Annotated in this window: 14 protein-coding genes and 2 tRNA genes; 6 read left to right on the forward strand and 10 right to left on the reverse strand. The window is 38.1% G+C overall.

Translation table 11 applies throughout. The features are described from left to right. Window positions 1-267 precede the first annotated feature (267 nt). Complete coding sequence (locus tag AW17_RS12850) at window positions 268-966, reverse strand: SDR family oxidoreductase (protein WP_029277001.1); 699 nt, start codon at window positions 964-966, stop codon at window positions 268-270. A gap of 30 nt (window positions 967-996) precedes the next feature. Continuing rightward, entirely contained in the window at window positions 997-1,806 is an 810-nt protein-coding gene (locus AW17_RS12855) for a 3-keto-disaccharide hydrolase (RefSeq protein WP_029277003.1), read from the reverse strand. Window positions 1,807-2,005: 199 nt separating this feature from the next. Here AW17_RS12855 and mtgA point away from each other — a divergent pair, with 199 nt between their 5' ends. After that, a complete protein-coding gene (gene mtgA / locus AW17_RS12860) occupies window positions 2,006-2,734 on the forward strand; it encodes a monofunctional biosynthetic peptidoglycan transglycosylase (protein WP_029277005.1) in 729 nt (242 codons plus the stop codon). 74 nt (window positions 2,735-2,808) lie between these two features. On the opposite strand, the gene AW17_RS12865 is transcribed toward mtgA, so the two are convergent. Next, window positions 2,809-5,220: an AsmA family protein gene (locus AW17_RS12865; RefSeq protein ID WP_029277007.1), complete on the reverse strand. Its 2,412-nt coding sequence runs from the start codon at window positions 5,218-5,220 to the stop codon at window positions 2,809-2,811. 372 nt (window positions 5,221-5,592) lie between these two features. Next, on the reverse strand, window positions 5,593-6,072 hold the full coding sequence (locus tag AW17_RS12870; RefSeq protein ID WP_029277009.1) for a hypothetical protein: 480 nt from the start codon (window positions 6,070-6,072) through the stop codon (window positions 5,593-5,595). A gap of 50 nt (window positions 6,073-6,122) precedes the next feature. On the opposite strand from AW17_RS12870, the gene AW17_RS12875 reads away from it, so the two are divergent. Next, window positions 6,123-6,608, forward strand: a complete 486-nt coding sequence (locus AW17_RS12875; protein ID WP_029277011.1) for a hypothetical protein — start codon at window positions 6,123-6,125, stop codon at window positions 6,606-6,608. An 862-nt stretch (window positions 6,609-7,470) separates the two neighbouring features. Here the strand turns inward: AW17_RS12875 and AW17_RS12880 are convergent. After that, window positions 7,471-8,259: a (Fe-S)-binding protein gene (locus AW17_RS12880; protein ID WP_029277013.1), complete on the reverse strand. Its 789-nt coding sequence runs from the start codon at window positions 8,257-8,259 to the stop codon at window positions 7,471-7,473. An 80-nt stretch (window positions 8,260-8,339) separates the two neighbouring features. After that, window positions 8,340-9,635 carry a 4Fe-4S dicluster domain-containing protein gene (locus AW17_RS12885; RefSeq protein WP_029277015.1) on the reverse strand — a complete coding sequence of 432 codons (1,296 nt, stop codon included), beginning with the start codon at window positions 9,633-9,635 and terminating at the stop codon, window positions 8,340-8,342. A gap of 228 nt (window positions 9,636-9,863) precedes the next feature. On the opposite strand from AW17_RS12885, the gene AW17_RS12890 reads away from it, so the two are divergent. Next, window positions 9,864-9,936: transfer RNA gene (locus AW17_RS12890), tRNA-Phe, on the forward strand. A 49-nt stretch (window positions 9,937-9,985) separates the two neighbouring features. Here the strand turns inward: AW17_RS12890 and AW17_RS24195 are convergent. Then, window positions 9,986-10,150 (reverse strand): hypothetical protein, encoded by a 165-nt coding sequence (locus AW17_RS24195; RefSeq protein WP_157280286.1) that lies wholly within the window; start codon window positions 10,148-10,150, stop codon window positions 9,986-9,988. On the opposite strand from AW17_RS24195, the gene AW17_RS12895 reads away from it, so the two are divergent. Further along, a tRNA-Phe gene (locus AW17_RS12895) sits at window positions 10,143-10,215 on the forward strand. The genes AW17_RS24195 and AW17_RS12895 overlap by 8 nt on opposite strands. A gap of 42 nt (window positions 10,216-10,257) precedes the next feature. Here the strand turns inward: AW17_RS12895 and AW17_RS12900 are convergent. Then, the gene (locus AW17_RS12900; RefSeq protein ID WP_029277016.1) at window positions 10,258-11,265 is read right to left on the reverse strand and encodes a hypothetical protein; all 1,008 of its coding nucleotides are present in this window, start codon (window positions 11,263-11,265) and stop codon (window positions 10,258-10,260) included. Between the two features lie 255 nt (window positions 11,266-11,520). Beyond that, window positions 11,521-11,970, reverse strand: coding sequence for an SRPBCC family protein (locus AW17_RS12905; RefSeq protein WP_029277018.1), 450 nt, complete (start codon window positions 11,968-11,970; stop codon window positions 11,521-11,523). A 318-nt stretch (window positions 11,971-12,288) separates the two neighbouring features. Between AW17_RS12905 and AW17_RS12910 the strand changes: the two genes are divergently transcribed. Then, window positions 12,289-13,887, forward strand: coding sequence for a S41 family peptidase (locus tag AW17_RS12910; protein ID WP_051691815.1), 1,599 nt, complete (start codon window positions 12,289-12,291; stop codon window positions 13,885-13,887). Window positions 13,888-13,958: 71 nt separating this feature from the next. Here the strand turns inward: AW17_RS12910 and AW17_RS12915 are convergent, their stop codons facing one another. Next, window positions 13,959-14,561 (reverse strand): Rossmann-fold NAD(P)-binding domain-containing protein, encoded by a 603-nt coding sequence (locus AW17_RS12915; RefSeq protein ID WP_029277021.1) that lies wholly within the window; start codon window positions 14,559-14,561, stop codon window positions 13,959-13,961. Window positions 14,562-14,775: 214 nt separating this feature from the next. Between AW17_RS12915 and AW17_RS12920 the strand changes: the two genes are divergently transcribed. Then, the gene (locus tag AW17_RS12920) at window positions 14,776-15,258 is read left to right on the forward strand and encodes a GNAT family N-acetyltransferase (protein ID WP_029277022.1); all 483 of its coding nucleotides are present in this window, start codon (window positions 14,776-14,778) and stop codon (window positions 15,256-15,258) included. The last annotated feature ends 90 nt before the right edge of the window (window positions 15,259-15,348 follow it).

The following is a 15,348-nucleotide window of genomic DNA, read 5'->3' on the forward strand; positions in this document are numbered from 1 at the left end:
TTGTGGCGTTTTAATCAAGTTTTCTGTTAAGACGGTCGTCACCCTGAATTTATTTCAGGGTCTTTCACGCTAAAAAGATGCTGAAATAAATTCAGCAGGACGATAAAGCTGGATTAGGCGTGTATAAGATATGATTTTCAGCTAATAATTATCGAACTCAGGTTAATAGGATGCTTAATTAGCACAGCCTGCGGAAAACAATTATTGCTTCCCGCAGTGATAAATAAAGAACATTTTACTTTGTTGTAGAATTAACTACATCTTACATTACCCCTTCGGCGTAGTCGGTCTGATTTCTACCTTACTCGGCAAAGTCCTTGCTGGCATGGCCAATAAATCAACAATCAGTTTACCCATATCCTCTGGCTGGATTTTCCAGGCATCATTTTCAGTATTGGGCTGGTGATCGTTAAAATGGCTCGCTACCGATCCTGGCATAATGGTACTCACCTTTACGCCATATTTTCTCAGATCGAGCATAACCGATTGCGTAAAACCTGTTAAACCAAATTTACTGGCATTGTAAGCTGAGCCACCCGCAAAAAAGTTTGTACCCGCTAAGCTAGATATCGTAAAAATATGTCCCTTATTCTTTTTGATTTCTTCAACACTGGCTTTAATACTATAAAAAACGCCTGTTAAATTGGTATCAATGGTTTCTTTCCATAAATCTACATCCAGCTCGTCAATAGGTGCAAAATGCCCTACGCCAGCGTTGGCGATAAGTATATCTAATTGTCCCCATTTTTCGAGTATCAGGTTTACCGTATTTTGCTGAGATTTAAAATCTGCCACATCTGCTTCAATGGCCAATACATCACCATGTGCCACCAAATGTGATGCGGCCTGGTTTGCGCTGGCAATTGTCCTGCTGGTAATGGCTACTTTATAGCCTTCTTTTAAAAGGGCTTCGGCAATGCCGAAACCAATTCCTTTACTTCCTCCTGTAATTAATGCAACTTTCATGTTCTTGTAACGTATAGTATCGAAAAATGTTTAATTAGATTTTTTGTTGTTATGGTGCGGAAGCTCCATAATCTGGATATCTTTAAAATCAACAGGCTGTCCTTCACTTTGCAAGGCGATAAAACCTTGGGTAAGTGCTTTTCCATCAATTTTAATTTTCGGATCGTAGCCATTGGCAACGCCTCCGCCAATCTGGGGTTTGCTGTACTGGAGTACAGTATCTCCATTTATAATATGGGTGACTAGTGAGTCGCCCAGAACAATCAGCTCGCCGGATACCCATTGGTCGCCATCGTATGTTTTCGATCTCGAATCCAGACAATGACCTGGAAACTTACTGCCATTGTAAAAAATATCTGTACCTGGCGAACACATATTTCCGGTAGGGCGGGGCCTGCCATCGCTCAAACCTCCCAATAACTGCATTTCGATTGAAATTGGCCAATCTTGCTCTTTAGGCATGGTTTTCGGGTCCTGAGAATGAAACATCACACCACTGTTGAGTAGGGTATAACTTGGCGCACCTTTTTGCTGCTTGCCAACGAAGCGGTATTTAAATTTGAGGTGGTAGTAAGAGAAAGGTGTTTTGTAATAAAGATGACCAAACTGATCATTAAAATCGCCATATTGATCATAACGAACCTGTATTATGCCGTCTACAACCCTAAAGGTATTTCCGTAGTTTACATTGTAATCATGATGGTGGATTTTAACATTCCAGTCTTTAATGTCTTTTCCGTTAAAAAGTGTTATCCATTTTTCAGATCGGTTATTGATGTTTTTGGTTGTACTGCAGCCCCATAGTGTAACGGCAAGAAGAAGATAACTCAGTTTTTTCATTTGGTTAATTTTATTTTGCGCTCTGTTTAAAAAAGTGAATCACAAAATACATAAACAAAGTGATTTTCACGTACATTAAAGGTTTACCACGAGAATTTTGCATTTCGGCTTTATTTTTTGATCATAAAAAAACATTTTTTTAGCATTATTCCCGTCTCCTGCATTTCCCATCTTCCGTCCCTTTAATTACCTTTGCGCCATGGCGAAAACGCGGACAAGCAGAACCAAAAGCAAATCAAAACACCCCCTTCTAAAGAAGATTACCAATATTGTTACGAAAGTATTTTTATATTTTCTGCTGGTTTCTGTGTTTTGGGTAATCGCCCTGCGTTTTATCAATCCGCCTATTACACTTTTGATGGTGCTACGGAATATTGAACGTAAAGCCGATGGTAAGTCTTTTAAAACAGAGAAAAAGTGGGTGAAATTTGAGGATATGTCTGATAATATGAAAAGGGCTGCGGTATCTGCCGAAGATCAACTCTTTTTAAAACATATCGGTTTTGATATGAAAGCCATTGAAAAAGCTTTTGCCAGTAATGCCAAAGGGAAAAAGGTAAAGGGTGGAAGTACCATTTCGCAACAAACAGCTAAAAACGTTTTCTTGTGGCCTGGCCGGTCGTGGATAAGGAAAGGTTTTGAAGCTTATTTTACGCTACTCATCGAACTGTTCTGGAGCAAAGAGAGAATATTGGAAGTTTACCTGAATGTAATCGAAATGGGCGATGGGATTTATGGCGCCGAGGCCGCCGCCCAGGAGTATTATGGCAAATCCTGTACAAAACTGACCAGGAAACAGGCTGCTTTAATTGCTTCCTGTTTTCCAAACCCCAGAAGGTGGACACCCAAAAATGCAACCCCGTACATCAGGCACCGTCAATATCTGATTTTAAGAAATATGAATAGGTTAGGGCCGCTGGATTTTTAGTCGACAGTCCAAAGCCCCGAGTCTTCAGTCCATTTATCGACTAAGGACTTTGGGCTCCAGACTTGGGACTAAAACTAGTCATGATCCTTATTCCACCTGATTTTTATTCCACCTTTTTCGTCATCAACAGCTTTTAGGTGTAATACGATGCCGCGCATACGGGCTTCTCTTTTTTCCGATCTGGTTAGGTTTTCATCTCCCTTTGGATTTCTCAGCGGAATATCCATCTCTACATTTGTACCACTCCCTAAAGCATAAATACCTTTTACGTTAAAGTTTAACGCGCTGGAATTTATCTGCATCGGACTTATTTCTACTTTATCACCACGCACGTTAAGTGTTCCATCAAGATTTTTGATTTCTACATTTGATAAGTTCCTGTTGGCAAAAGCAAATTTCCCTACCTTCACCATCGGGTCGAAATTAACCAATGCGGCATTGTTCAGGTTGAATACCACTTTTCCATTTATCGATCTCGGAAGAATTTTTCCCGTGTGCGATATCCTTCCGGAAATGTTGGCCAACGCTGATAAATACCCTTTTAAATTTTTGTTGGTAATGGTATTCTGTCCAAAGTTATCAAATGAATAAAAGAAATCTTTAACACTTACATGGCTGATCTTTGAATTGATTTTAAAGCTATTTGAGGCGGCTTCCTGCATAATATTTCCAGTCAGCGATAACTGACCACCCGCATGGGCCACGCTTATTTTGTTGAAGAAAATACCCCCGCCACGCAAAGAAATATCGGCATCGAGATTTTTAGCTAAAAACTTATCATAAATAGCTTTATCAACGGTTAAACGGATATTCATTTTCGAAAGCTCCAGCACATTGCTCAGCTCTTTGGAAACCACTTGTTTGTTTCCGCTCGATTTTTTCTTCGCTGTTCTTGGTCCTAAGAAGGGTAAAAACTCCTTTAGGTAGAGCTGCGGGCTAGACATTTTTAAGTTCACCAATATTTTTTCGGGAGCAGTATAATACAGGTTAGCAAAGTTGGCGATGCTACAGCTTACATTAAGCTCGCTTTTGCCCAACTGGAAATGCCCGTTCTGTATCGATAAATCGTTCTGGTTGAAGTTGATGTTTAAGGCACTTTTTACCAGATGAAGCTTCCGAGGGATGTAAAGGATATCGGCATCGGCAATCTGTATTTTACCTGAAACAACAGGTTTGGTAAATCTGAAATTATCAATATCTGCCTTACAGTAAAGCCTTAAGTTGGCTGTTCCGTTTTTAAATTCAAAATCGTTCGTGCCCAATGAATTGTTTAAATTGGACAGGGGGAATTGCGAGGTTACCAACCCGGTAGCAATTGGACGCGATAAATTATTCACTGTGAAAGTGTCTATCTTAAGCGGTGCATTAAAATATTTTGCCGTAAGCCTGTGGAATTTTATGGATGAATTTTCATCACCAATAATACCACCAACGGTATCCCGATTGGTAAAGGAACCATCAAAATTACAGGCCGTTAATTTACCTGCCGGAATAGAAACCACATTATCCCGAACGGTTATGCCTACTTTGATCAAGGGATCTCCGTATTTCCCTAATCCGTCATCAACAATATTTCCCCGGATATCGATCGGTTTTTCTATGCCGAACTTTAAGAGTTTTGAGGAGATATTAGGTGATAAGAGTAAGGCAACATCTCTGAATAATATATCATCAACAGCTATGCTAATGGCAAAAGCAGATTTATCCAATTCTATTTTAGCACCGATTTTAAAAGGGTGCCCGCCAATGTTCAAGATTTCGGGACTCAGAATTACTGCATCAAGATCACGGCTATAACGTGCAGTTAATGTTCCATCTAAAGTTTTGTCTTTTATAAAGCTTCCTTTACGCGTGTTGAAGGCGAAACTGTTCACCTTGGTCATCAATTTGATTTTACCTGTCCAGCCGCTATCAGGGTATTGCATTCTGCCCTGGATCTGATCAATATCGAAATTGAATAACTTGAATCTCTTTTTGTTATCTAATATCAGGCTAACCTTGTTAAAATCTATTTTTTTGACTTCTAATGCGGAAGATTTTGGCGACGATTTTTTATCGTTTTTAGGTCTGCTTTTAAAAATACTGGTGTTGCTATAGCCAGTAGAATCGGTGTAGATATAAATAGCCGCATTGTTGATGGCAATCTGTTTAATGTTGATATTACCTACAATGAGCGAAAGTACGTTTAGCGATATATCTATATCCTGCGCTTTTAAAAGATCGTGTTTATGTTGGTTCCATAAACTATCTCTCAGTAAAACGCCGTTTAAGGATACCGAAACCCCGGGAAAACTTTTCAGGAGTGTTGGTTCCATGCTGGTAGCGGTAATTTTTCCGTTTAAATTTTTATTGAGCTGTGATAGGATAGAAGCGAGTACTTCTTTTTTATTTCTACTGATGTAAAATGCTCCTGCCAACCAGGTGAGGATAATCAGAACAACAATAACCGATATAATTTTTAAAGAGATTTTGAGCCAGCGCTTCATAGACATTATTTGATTTAACCAATATAATGTTTTTTGCTAGCTAATTGTTTGGCTGACTGAGAAAATAATCTCAGTTAGCACTGTACGTTTTAGAAAAAGTTAGCCCAGAAGTGATTCGAGATCAGGATGGTATTGTGAGGTTAAGAAATGTGTAATGGAGAAATCGGCTAGCCTGTGTTTGTAGAAAGGATCCTCCATTAGGATCTTTTTTAGAAATGATAGGCTCCAAAAAATCGTCATTGCGAAGCCAATTTTTCATTGGATGAAGCAATCTTTATAACAAGGCTTATAAGCATGAAAGATTGCTTCGTCGTTCCTTCTCGCAATGACGCTCTTTTTTATTGAAATTTAAAAATTACAATAAACATAATTTTATAGTAAATGGGCAAAAACAGTAGAATGCCAGCTGTTTTGGAATGGCACTTCCCATTTGCTTTCCAGCTCGGCTAGATTTTGTACCATATTGTTAAAAACAATCGTTTCTGGTGTTACCTGTTTGATATTTACCAAAGTTTCAAAATCTTCTTTGCTGTTTACTACAACTTCTCCATTTACTTTGTAGGCGATGTTGAAACGGTTAAAAAGGTCTACATGGTATTCCTGTTCAATTTCTTTAATTAAGCGAACAGAGCTATCAATAGCGCAACCGGTAACGCCCGCCTGGCTTTCGTCGACCGTTAGGATAATAAAAAAACCATAGCGGATTTCTGCTTTTGCAAGCAATTCATTTCCATGTGCTTTCCACTGGTTAGTAAAAGCTGCTAATTTGTTTAAGATCTCATTTTCTTCAGTAGAAGTAAATTTGCGATCGCTTTGGTATACCCAAACTCTTGATTGTGGAGAAAAACTCATATACAAATTTATGATTTTAATTAAATTAGTGTGTTTAAAACGCTAACCTGATGAAAAAGTTTACACTCTGCTTGAAAATATCCCTTATTTCGGCTTTTTGTATGTTTTTATGTGCTTTTTCCGACCCCGAAACCGTAGCGCAATCGATCAATTTTCTTCAAAAAACATTTACCGATCATTACGATAACGGTCAGGAAAGCGAGCAGGTAAAGCGTTATGAGCTAAATGTTACCAACAATGGCTTTTGCCGTTACAAGCGTTATTTTAATAACGGTAAAACAGAGTATTTCGCATTTAAGCTGTCGAAATTTAAAGATATGGACTATTATGGTACAACTACTTCGGGCAAATTGTATATCCATACCAAAGGTGACGACGTAATTGTGCAGACCTATAAAGACAAGGGAGGCGATGTAGATTCGATGGCTACGCAGCTGGTTATTCCGTTAAAAAATATGGAGGCTGAAGATTTAAACCTGATCCGCGATAACCTGAATAAAATTAATGCGGAGGTTTTAATTTCTCAGAAGCCTTAACTTGTCTCTGACGATGAGCATTTCAAGCGAGTTGATTATCTTTTTCCAGTCTTATTAATTCCGTTGTTAACACCAGTCGTATATTGTATGAAGTAAAATATTGACAATTTTGGAGCGCAATGTCATATGCTTTTTTTTATGTTAGTCCTGCTCTTTGCTTTATCCCGATGAAATATCGGGGATGCCGCTTCGATCAGGGCTATGGACTTGGGGCTGTGGCACGGAAACCGACATCGTAGCAGAAAATGGCTAAACTAAACCTGATCGAACGAATGCCATTTTTCATGGCAGAAGGTAGAGCAGGAAGAAATTGCCCTATGGAATACTGCTATTGCTTTCCTAAAAATAAAAAACCGTCAAATAATAAAGATTAAGTTCGTCGGTTATGTTTGGAGCACAGGTTTCATTAATATTGATTTGTCATCATGAGGGGTAATTTATTGTAAAAAAATCAATATTAATGACAGCAGAGAAAAGATTAACCACCAAGTCACAAAGAACACAAAGTTTAGTACCTTTGTGATATAGCGGCCAAAACTGAACTATATAAGACACATAAGTTACCTATAAGCTCAACGCCTCATATGTTCTTACATGCCTTATATGGTGAAAAACTATAATAAAAGACCCTGAAACAAGTTCAGGGTGACGGACCGAGCGCGTGACCATCATCCGATAGCTATCGGGTGCGAGAAGGCTTTTTCAGCAATGACGATCTTTCTATTGAAATCTGTCATTTATAGCTTGTCGAAGGATCTGTTTAATTACAGATTTAAGCGTTTCGACAGACTCAACGTGACAGATTGAATTTAAATTAACGCTTATGAAACGGCTTTTTATTAAGTGAATCTAAAAGCGAAGGTTACAGGCCGTTTGCCCTTGCTGTAATCTCGGCAATATCCAACACCTTAACTTCCTGTTCTTTATCTTTTAGTTTAATGCCGTCGCTTAGCATGGTCATACAAAACGGGCAACCTGCAGCAATAACCTGCGGATTGGTTTGTAAAGCCTCATCAATGCGTTCTACATTAATATCTTTATTTCCCTTTTCTGGTTCTTTAAACATCTGTGCGCCTCCGGCACCACAGCATAAGCCATTGCTTTTGCAGCGTTTCATTTCTACCAACTGTGCATCAAGTACTTCCAGGGCTTTTCTAGGCGCTTCGTAAATTCCATTTCCACGGCCCAAATAACATGGATCGTGATAGGTGATTTTTTTGCCTTTGAAACTTTCGCCACCCTCAGCTTTTAGTTTGCCCTCGTTAATCAGATCCTGGATCAATTGCGTATGGTGGATCACTTCGTAGGTGCCGCCTAAACCGGGATATTCATTTTTAATGGTATTGAAGCAATGTGGACAGCCTGTTACAATTTTTTTAATGTTGTAAGCATTCAATACCTCAATATTGGTCATGGCCTGCATCTGGAAAAGAAACTCGTTACCGGCTCTTTTAGCAGGATCTCCGGTGCAACTTTCTTCTGTTCCTAAAACAGCGTATTTTATGCCTACATGATGTAAGATCTTGCAAATGTCGCGGGTAATTTTCTGCGCTCTTTCATCGTAACTTCCAGCACAGCCAACCCAAAATAATATTTCCGGTTCTTCACCTGCGGCCATCAACTCTGCCATTGTAGGGACTTTAAATTCCATTTGTCTAGTATCTAGTATCAAGTATCAAGACCTGATGTAATTATTATTTTAATTCAATGCCAACTGAAAACTGTCAATTGCTAGTTTTCCTGTGCCCAGTTAAAACGATCGGCTGGAGAGTATTTCCAGGGTGCCTGGTTGTTTTCAATATTTCCCATCATCGCGTTAATGCTGCCTGGTGCCTGCGACTCTTCCATCACGGCAAAACGGCGAAGTTCCATAATAATCTGTAATGGATCGATGTTTACCGGACAGGCCTCTACACAGGCGTTACAACTGGTGCAGGCCCAAATTTCTTCTCTGCTAATGTAGTCATCCAATAAAGATTTTCCATCCTGATGTTCAGCGCCGTGTTTATCAATATTTTGGCCCACTTCGGTAATGCGGTCGCGGGTATCCATCATAATTTTCCGCGGCGATAAAAGTTTACCAGTAATATTTGCCGGACATACTGAAGTACACCTTCCGCACTCGGTACAGGTATAAGCATTCATGAGGTTTACCCAGCTTAAATCGGTTACGTCTTTGGCTCCAAATTTACCGGGTTCGGTTTCTGCCGGAACAAAAGAAGGATCGAGCATGGCTTTCACCTCATTAGTAACTGAGGCCATATTTGTAAACTCACCTTTAGGTTCCAAATTAGAAAAGTAGGTGTTTGGAAAGGCGAAAAGAATATGAAAATGTTTCGAATAAGGCAGGTAATTTAAGAAAGCCAGTATGCCTATAATGTGAAACCACCAGCAGCTGCGTTCTAAGATAACCAGGGCACTTTCTGATGAAGGCAGGATATTAATTAAATATTGACTCACTGGAAATGCACCGGCATTAACATAATGGCTGGCGCCCAAAAGCTGTAATTTTGCATCGGCTGCATTCATTAATAAGAAAGCGCTCATTAACAAAATCTCAGTAATAAGGATGTAATTGGCATCAGATTTTGGCCAGCTTTTCATCTCAACGCCACTAAAGCGTTTAAGTTTTAGGATATTTCTGCGTACAAGAAAAATAGCGCATGAACCCCAAACAGTAAAGGCGAGGATTTCGAAAGATCCGATCAGAAAGTTATATAAACCACCCAAACCATTAAAAATCCGGTGTGTGCCGAATAAACCATCGATGATAATCTCCAATACTTCAATGTTAATGATTACGAAACCGATGTAAACAAAAAAGTGGAGAAAGGCAGGGATAGGGCGGACAACCATTTTAGACTGACCAAATGCCACGCGAAGCATGGTCATTAACCTTTTTTGCGGCTGATCTTTTCGATCTACCGGTTTTCCTAAACGGATATTGCGAATTATTTTACGCAGGTTAACTGTAAACAGCGCAATTGCTGCAAGTGTAAGTACTAGAAAAAGGATCTGTGCTACCATGCAATATTAGATTGTTACGCTAAATTAGGATATTAATCTAAATAAAATGCTATGCATGCATAAAAAAAATAATAAAATTGTTTGTTTGTACTCATTCTAAGCAAGGATTAAGGCCTGTTTTAAGAATCGTGAAAAATTAATTAATTGATAATCAGCGTAGCAATGAAATAATCGAAAAAAAATTTTGCTTTTGAAAAAAGAACGCTACATTTGCAATCCCAAACGGATGGTGCCATAGCTCAGTCGGTAGAGCAAAGGACTGAAAATCCTTGTGTCCCTGGTTCGAATCCAGGTGGCACCACTTCCAAAAGCCTTTCAGAAATGAGAGGCTTTTTTGGTTTTATGCCATTTCAAAAAGGAATACCTAAGCGGAAATAAAAATATTTTTTCACAGCATCTTCTTGCTTATCAAAAGGATGAGGCTTTAAGATCGTATTTTTAGAAAAAAATCTAGAATCCATTTTTGGATTTGAAAAAAAGAATGCTACATTTGCAATCCCAAAAGGAGGTGCCATAGCTCAGTCGGTAGAGCAAAGGACTGAAAATCCTTGTGTCCCTGGTTCGAATCCAGGTGGCACCACTTCTAAACGAAAGCCTTACAGAAATGTAAGGCTTTTATTTTTTAAAGTAATTTTAAAAAGAGGAAACTGTTATTTTCTTTTCTGAAAACATATTCTTTCCAAAAAAAATCATCATCCATCGTGCACGATGAATCAAGAAAATCATCTTCGTCCCAATTTGAAATGGTCTTTAGATTATTTATGATTAAATCGCTGTAGAAAAAGGAGAAATCATGTTCATCATTCTTAAAATACACCCACTCATAAAATTGCCTATCCTCCATGTTTAGCAAATAATACCTTAATCGCCATTTATTCTGATAATCGGCTACAAGTGCACAAAAAATAACCTGTTTTTTATGCACCGGAAAAATCATAGGATAGTTAATTCTTAACGGGCATAGTTCTGTATATTCTGATGGAAAAGTTATTCGAATCTCTTCAAAAAATGGTTTAATAAACTCTTCGTCGCAATAATTTGCAAAAGCTCTGTTTATTTTTTCTTTTTTTTCCTGCTTTAAAATGGCTACTAAGTAGGGTGAATCTTTAAATTCTTCGAACTGTATATCTCTTAAGGTAACCGTTTTGCCTAGTACATCATGCTGGAGAGGTGCGTTCGGAAGAAACAAGCAATCATGCCAAAAATTGGCATTGTTACACGGTTTTTGAATATCATCTCTAACTTCAATTTCATCTTTCTGATTACCATAAAAGGTAAGGCTTTTTAAAATAAACCACTCGGCTTCAAAGAACATGCCCGTAAAGGAAACCGAAAAATAGGTATATACTTTTTCATCAATAAGCTCACGGGTTGATTTGCTTTGCCAGGAATCAGGAGTAATGAAATTTTTTGCCTGTTTAAAATCATAGAACAATGAGGTATAACCATGAAATAGATCATGATGATATTCAAAATCGTCATAATCTATTTCCGATATTTTTGTTAAAGTTGCAGCATAAAATTTGTTGTGTTCTTTATTAAAGACGCCTCCAAAATAACCTTTTAGCAGTGGTTTTTCTACTCTTGGCCATAATATTGACCGTAATTCTTCAGAATCTGAGAAATTCATATTGTGGATTTTGCATAAATCTATCAGTTTGAATTTTTTAAACCAAATATTAGTCGGGATCTACTACCAAGGGTAAGTCAGAGGAATAGTTCGAGATTGCGGCATTCTTGTGAAATTTTATAGTAAATGTTATACCCGTTTGGGAATGATTTCTAAGTTTTGGCTGTCTTTTGTTCCCGATCGGGCATGATTTTTTGATCTGATATTTCGTTTACAAAAAAAAAGCCTCCGTTTTATCCAGAGGCCCATCGATTTTTATGTCTCCACATGATATTCGCTCCGTTTTTCAGCTAGTTCTTTAACCTTATCCAGCGCTTTTGGCCAAGTTTTTTCGAAATAATCTTTCCATTCATTGTTAATGTCCATATCGATGAGGAGTTCTGTCTTGCCATCTTTTTCATTGAGCGTATAATTCTCGAGTGTCTCGCCCCAATCTCCGCTGAAATCTTCCTTGCTGTCTTTTATTTCGCCCAGGTGTTTAATAGACATATACCGGTTAGGGATATTATCCTGAATCACAGCTACCATTCCATCTCCGTTATCACCCAGAAACAGGGCCTTGCTTCCTTTTTTCCAATCGGTTTCTACACGCGATCCTGCTGCAAAAACAGCTGTCCACTTGGGGTAGGTTTCTACGCCAAACAGCGTATCCCAAACTTTTTCTGCTGTGGCGTTAATTGTGGTTTTAAATTCGATCTTTTCCATGGTTCTTGGTTTTTAAATCAGCTAATTTAGTATAACAAATTTGCAGCGGATTTGATTGACTTAAGCGGTGCAAAGGCGACAATTTATGGGGGCATAAGGACTAACAGTGCAACACTGGTTTGGTAGATCTTGTTAAAATTTGCTAAATATCTCAGTGCAAAGTAATTTAATTGATAGATTTACGTAATTCACTGATGCATATGCACAAGAACACAATATTTTGAATTAAATTTAGTTTGTTGGTTGACAAAAGTTTCTTCCCGAAGAACTTAACCTTTGCCCAGTACGTATATAAAAGATAATGTTACAATAATTTCAATGAGAAATAAGAAATTCCTTTACCTGGTTGCACTAGGTTTTTTAAGCTTTGGGGCCATTACCGGCTGCAAAAAGAGCAGTTCTGCGCCTGATGAGCCAGTAACCCCGCCAGTTGTTACTACGCCTACCGGAAAGCGGGATGAGTTGACTAAAGATTCTATCTTTTTATATGGTAAAGAACTTTATTATTGGAATACTTCGCTACCAACTTATGAAGTGTTTAATCCGCGTGGATTTAGTTCGAATGAAGCTGAGTTATACGCTATGACACAATATTCTTTAGATCCGGCAACAGGAAAGCCATATGAATATGTAAGTAATTCTGGCGAGCCCAAATATTCGTTTTTCGATTACACGGCAGTTACGACTGGAAAAACCGGGGCACTTAAAGCTGATGTAAATGGCTCGGCCAATGATTACGGTTTTTCTGTTCAATATAATAACACTACAGATTTAAGGGTAAAATATGTTTATCCCAACTCGCCAGCAGCATTGCAGGGTTTAACTCGTGGCTGTAGGATAACCAGTGTAAACGGAAGAACAGATCTGACCTATCCTGGTGCAATTAATTTTTTAAATAGTGCTATTTTTGGCACAAATGCAACGGTGACCCTGGCTTTCAATGATATTAGCGGCAACCAAAAAACAGCTGTTGTATCTAGCAGTTTATATACCGTTAACCCAATATTGTTTACCAATGTTTATACGGTTGGTACAAAGAAAGTTGGTTATATTGTATTCAATAGTTTCACCAATAATGCTTCTGCAGCAATAAATACGGTTTTTTCTAATTTTGCTACCCAGGGGGTAAGTGAATTGATCATTGATTTACGCTATAATGGCGGTGGTTATGTTTCAACAGCTACCCAGATAATCAATTTGGTTGCACCTGCAGGAGAAACAGGTAATACGATGTTTACTTCTTATTACAATAATTACCTACAATCAATCACTAGTGCTCAGCGCAAAGCCTCCGTTTTGGCACACCAACCGCTGTTAGATGATGCTGGTAAATTACAGACCTTTACCACGGGTGTAAACGGAAAGTATGCCACTTATGCCGATTTAAATTATTCACCAACAGCTGCTGATAATATAGAGAAATTTGCAAAGTCTGGCTCATTATCATTAAACAGAGTTTATTTTATAGTAACTGGATCAACAGCCTCGGCAAGCGAGCTGACCATTAACAGCTTAAAACCGGTAATGGATGTAAAACTGATTGGTAGAACAACTTATGGTAAACCTGTTGGTTTCTTCCCAATCAGAATAGATAAGGTGGATATGTATATTCCAGAATTTGAAACCAAAAATAAAGTTGGCGTTGGTGGTTACTATTCTGGCCTAACGGTTGATAAAGAATCAGCAGAAGATTTAACCAAAGCATGGGGCGATGAAACAGAGACTTTGTTGGCCTACGCATTGTTGTATGCCAAGAACGGAAATTTTGTAACTACAGCAGCAAAAACAGCTAGCTTAAGTACAACCACAACCGTAATGCCATCAAAACTATCTGTAGCAGAACTAAGAGCATTAGATGAAAAGTTAGATCCAAAAGGATTTAAGGGAATGGTGATGACACCAGATAAGAAATTTTAATAAAAGTTCTTTAATAAAAAATGCCCGCTTAACATATTTAATTAAGCGGGCATTTTTATTTGTGGTGGTATTTACAATAATATTTTACTGCTGATATCTTTATTGATGGTAATGTAACCTGGATATTTAACAGGTGTATTGCCCAGCATAAAGGTCGGTTTTATTTTAATGGTTAATAAACCTAATTTTTCATCTTTTGAAGCTGATCCTTTCTGAGCAGCCTTGATAATATCGTTAAAAACATTGCCGTTAGATACTAACCCGTAAATGTTGCTTACCAGTTGTACCGGAACAGTAACTGTTTGTCCCTGTGCAATGCTTACATTTTGATTAACAATGCCTTCTGCCAAATCGGTATTATTCACCAATATTTTATATTCGAACTGGTTGATGGCTGCTAAATTACTCGATGGGTTAGTTATTTCTAAATTCAGATTGGCTCTTAAAGGAATGTCTTTTCTTAACAAACCCAATGCAACCCCAGGTAAGCTGGTTAAGCTAAAGCTTTGCTGATCCATTAACTTTTTAACATCTGTACCTGCAATCGATACCTGTTGTACACCTGTAATTTTATAGGTGCAGTCTTCCAGGGCTTTTATCTGCTGTGCCTGCCTGTTTATTCCACAGCCAAAAAGGCCAACAGTTAAAAGGCATACTAATAATCTTTGTTTCATTTTATGTGTGTTAGGTGATAGCATAAATATCCAAAAATTTGGATATTTATATACTGCAAACATAACGCCAAAATAATAAATCTATTTTAGATAGGTTAATTGCTTAATCGGTTAATTGTTTAAACCGGTTAACTAAAGATCAAATCAGAACAATTTAACAATCTATCGATTTAAACAATTAACCTAAACCATTAACTTTACAAAAAGAAAAGACATGGCCATTACCATCCGGAAGATAACTGCACAGGATAATACTGCAACAGCTGAAATGATCAGGGCTGTTTTAAGAGAATTTAAAATAGACAAGCCGGGCACGGTTTATACCGATCCTACAACCGATGAGTTATCTACACTTTTCGAGCACCCTCAATCGGCTTACTGGCTGGCCGAAGAGGATGGACTTATTGTTGGCGGCTGCGGTATTTATCCAACCGAAGGTTTGCCAGAGGGTTGTGTTGAACTGGTTAAATTATATACCTCGGCATCTTCGCGTGGCAAAGGCATTGGCAAAATGCTTATGGAGAAAAGTATAGAGTCGGCGCAGCATTTTGGCTATAATGAGATTTATCTGGAATCGTTTCCATCGCTTACCCGGGCAATTGAGATGTACGAAAAGGCAGGATTTAAAAAAATCGTAGCTCCATTGGGTAATTCAGGCCATTTTGCCTGTAATGTTTGGATGCTAATGGTTTTATAGAAGGTTAATTGTTGAAACTGCTTAATCGGTTAACTGATTTGAACAATTGCTCAATTAAACAGCTAACCGATTTATACAATTAACCTTTAT

The organism is Pedobacter borealis DSM 19626, from assembly GCF_000708285.2.
GTDB classification, from domain to species: Bacteria; Bacteroidota; Bacteroidia; order Sphingobacteriales; family Sphingobacteriaceae; genus Pedobacter; species Pedobacter borealis.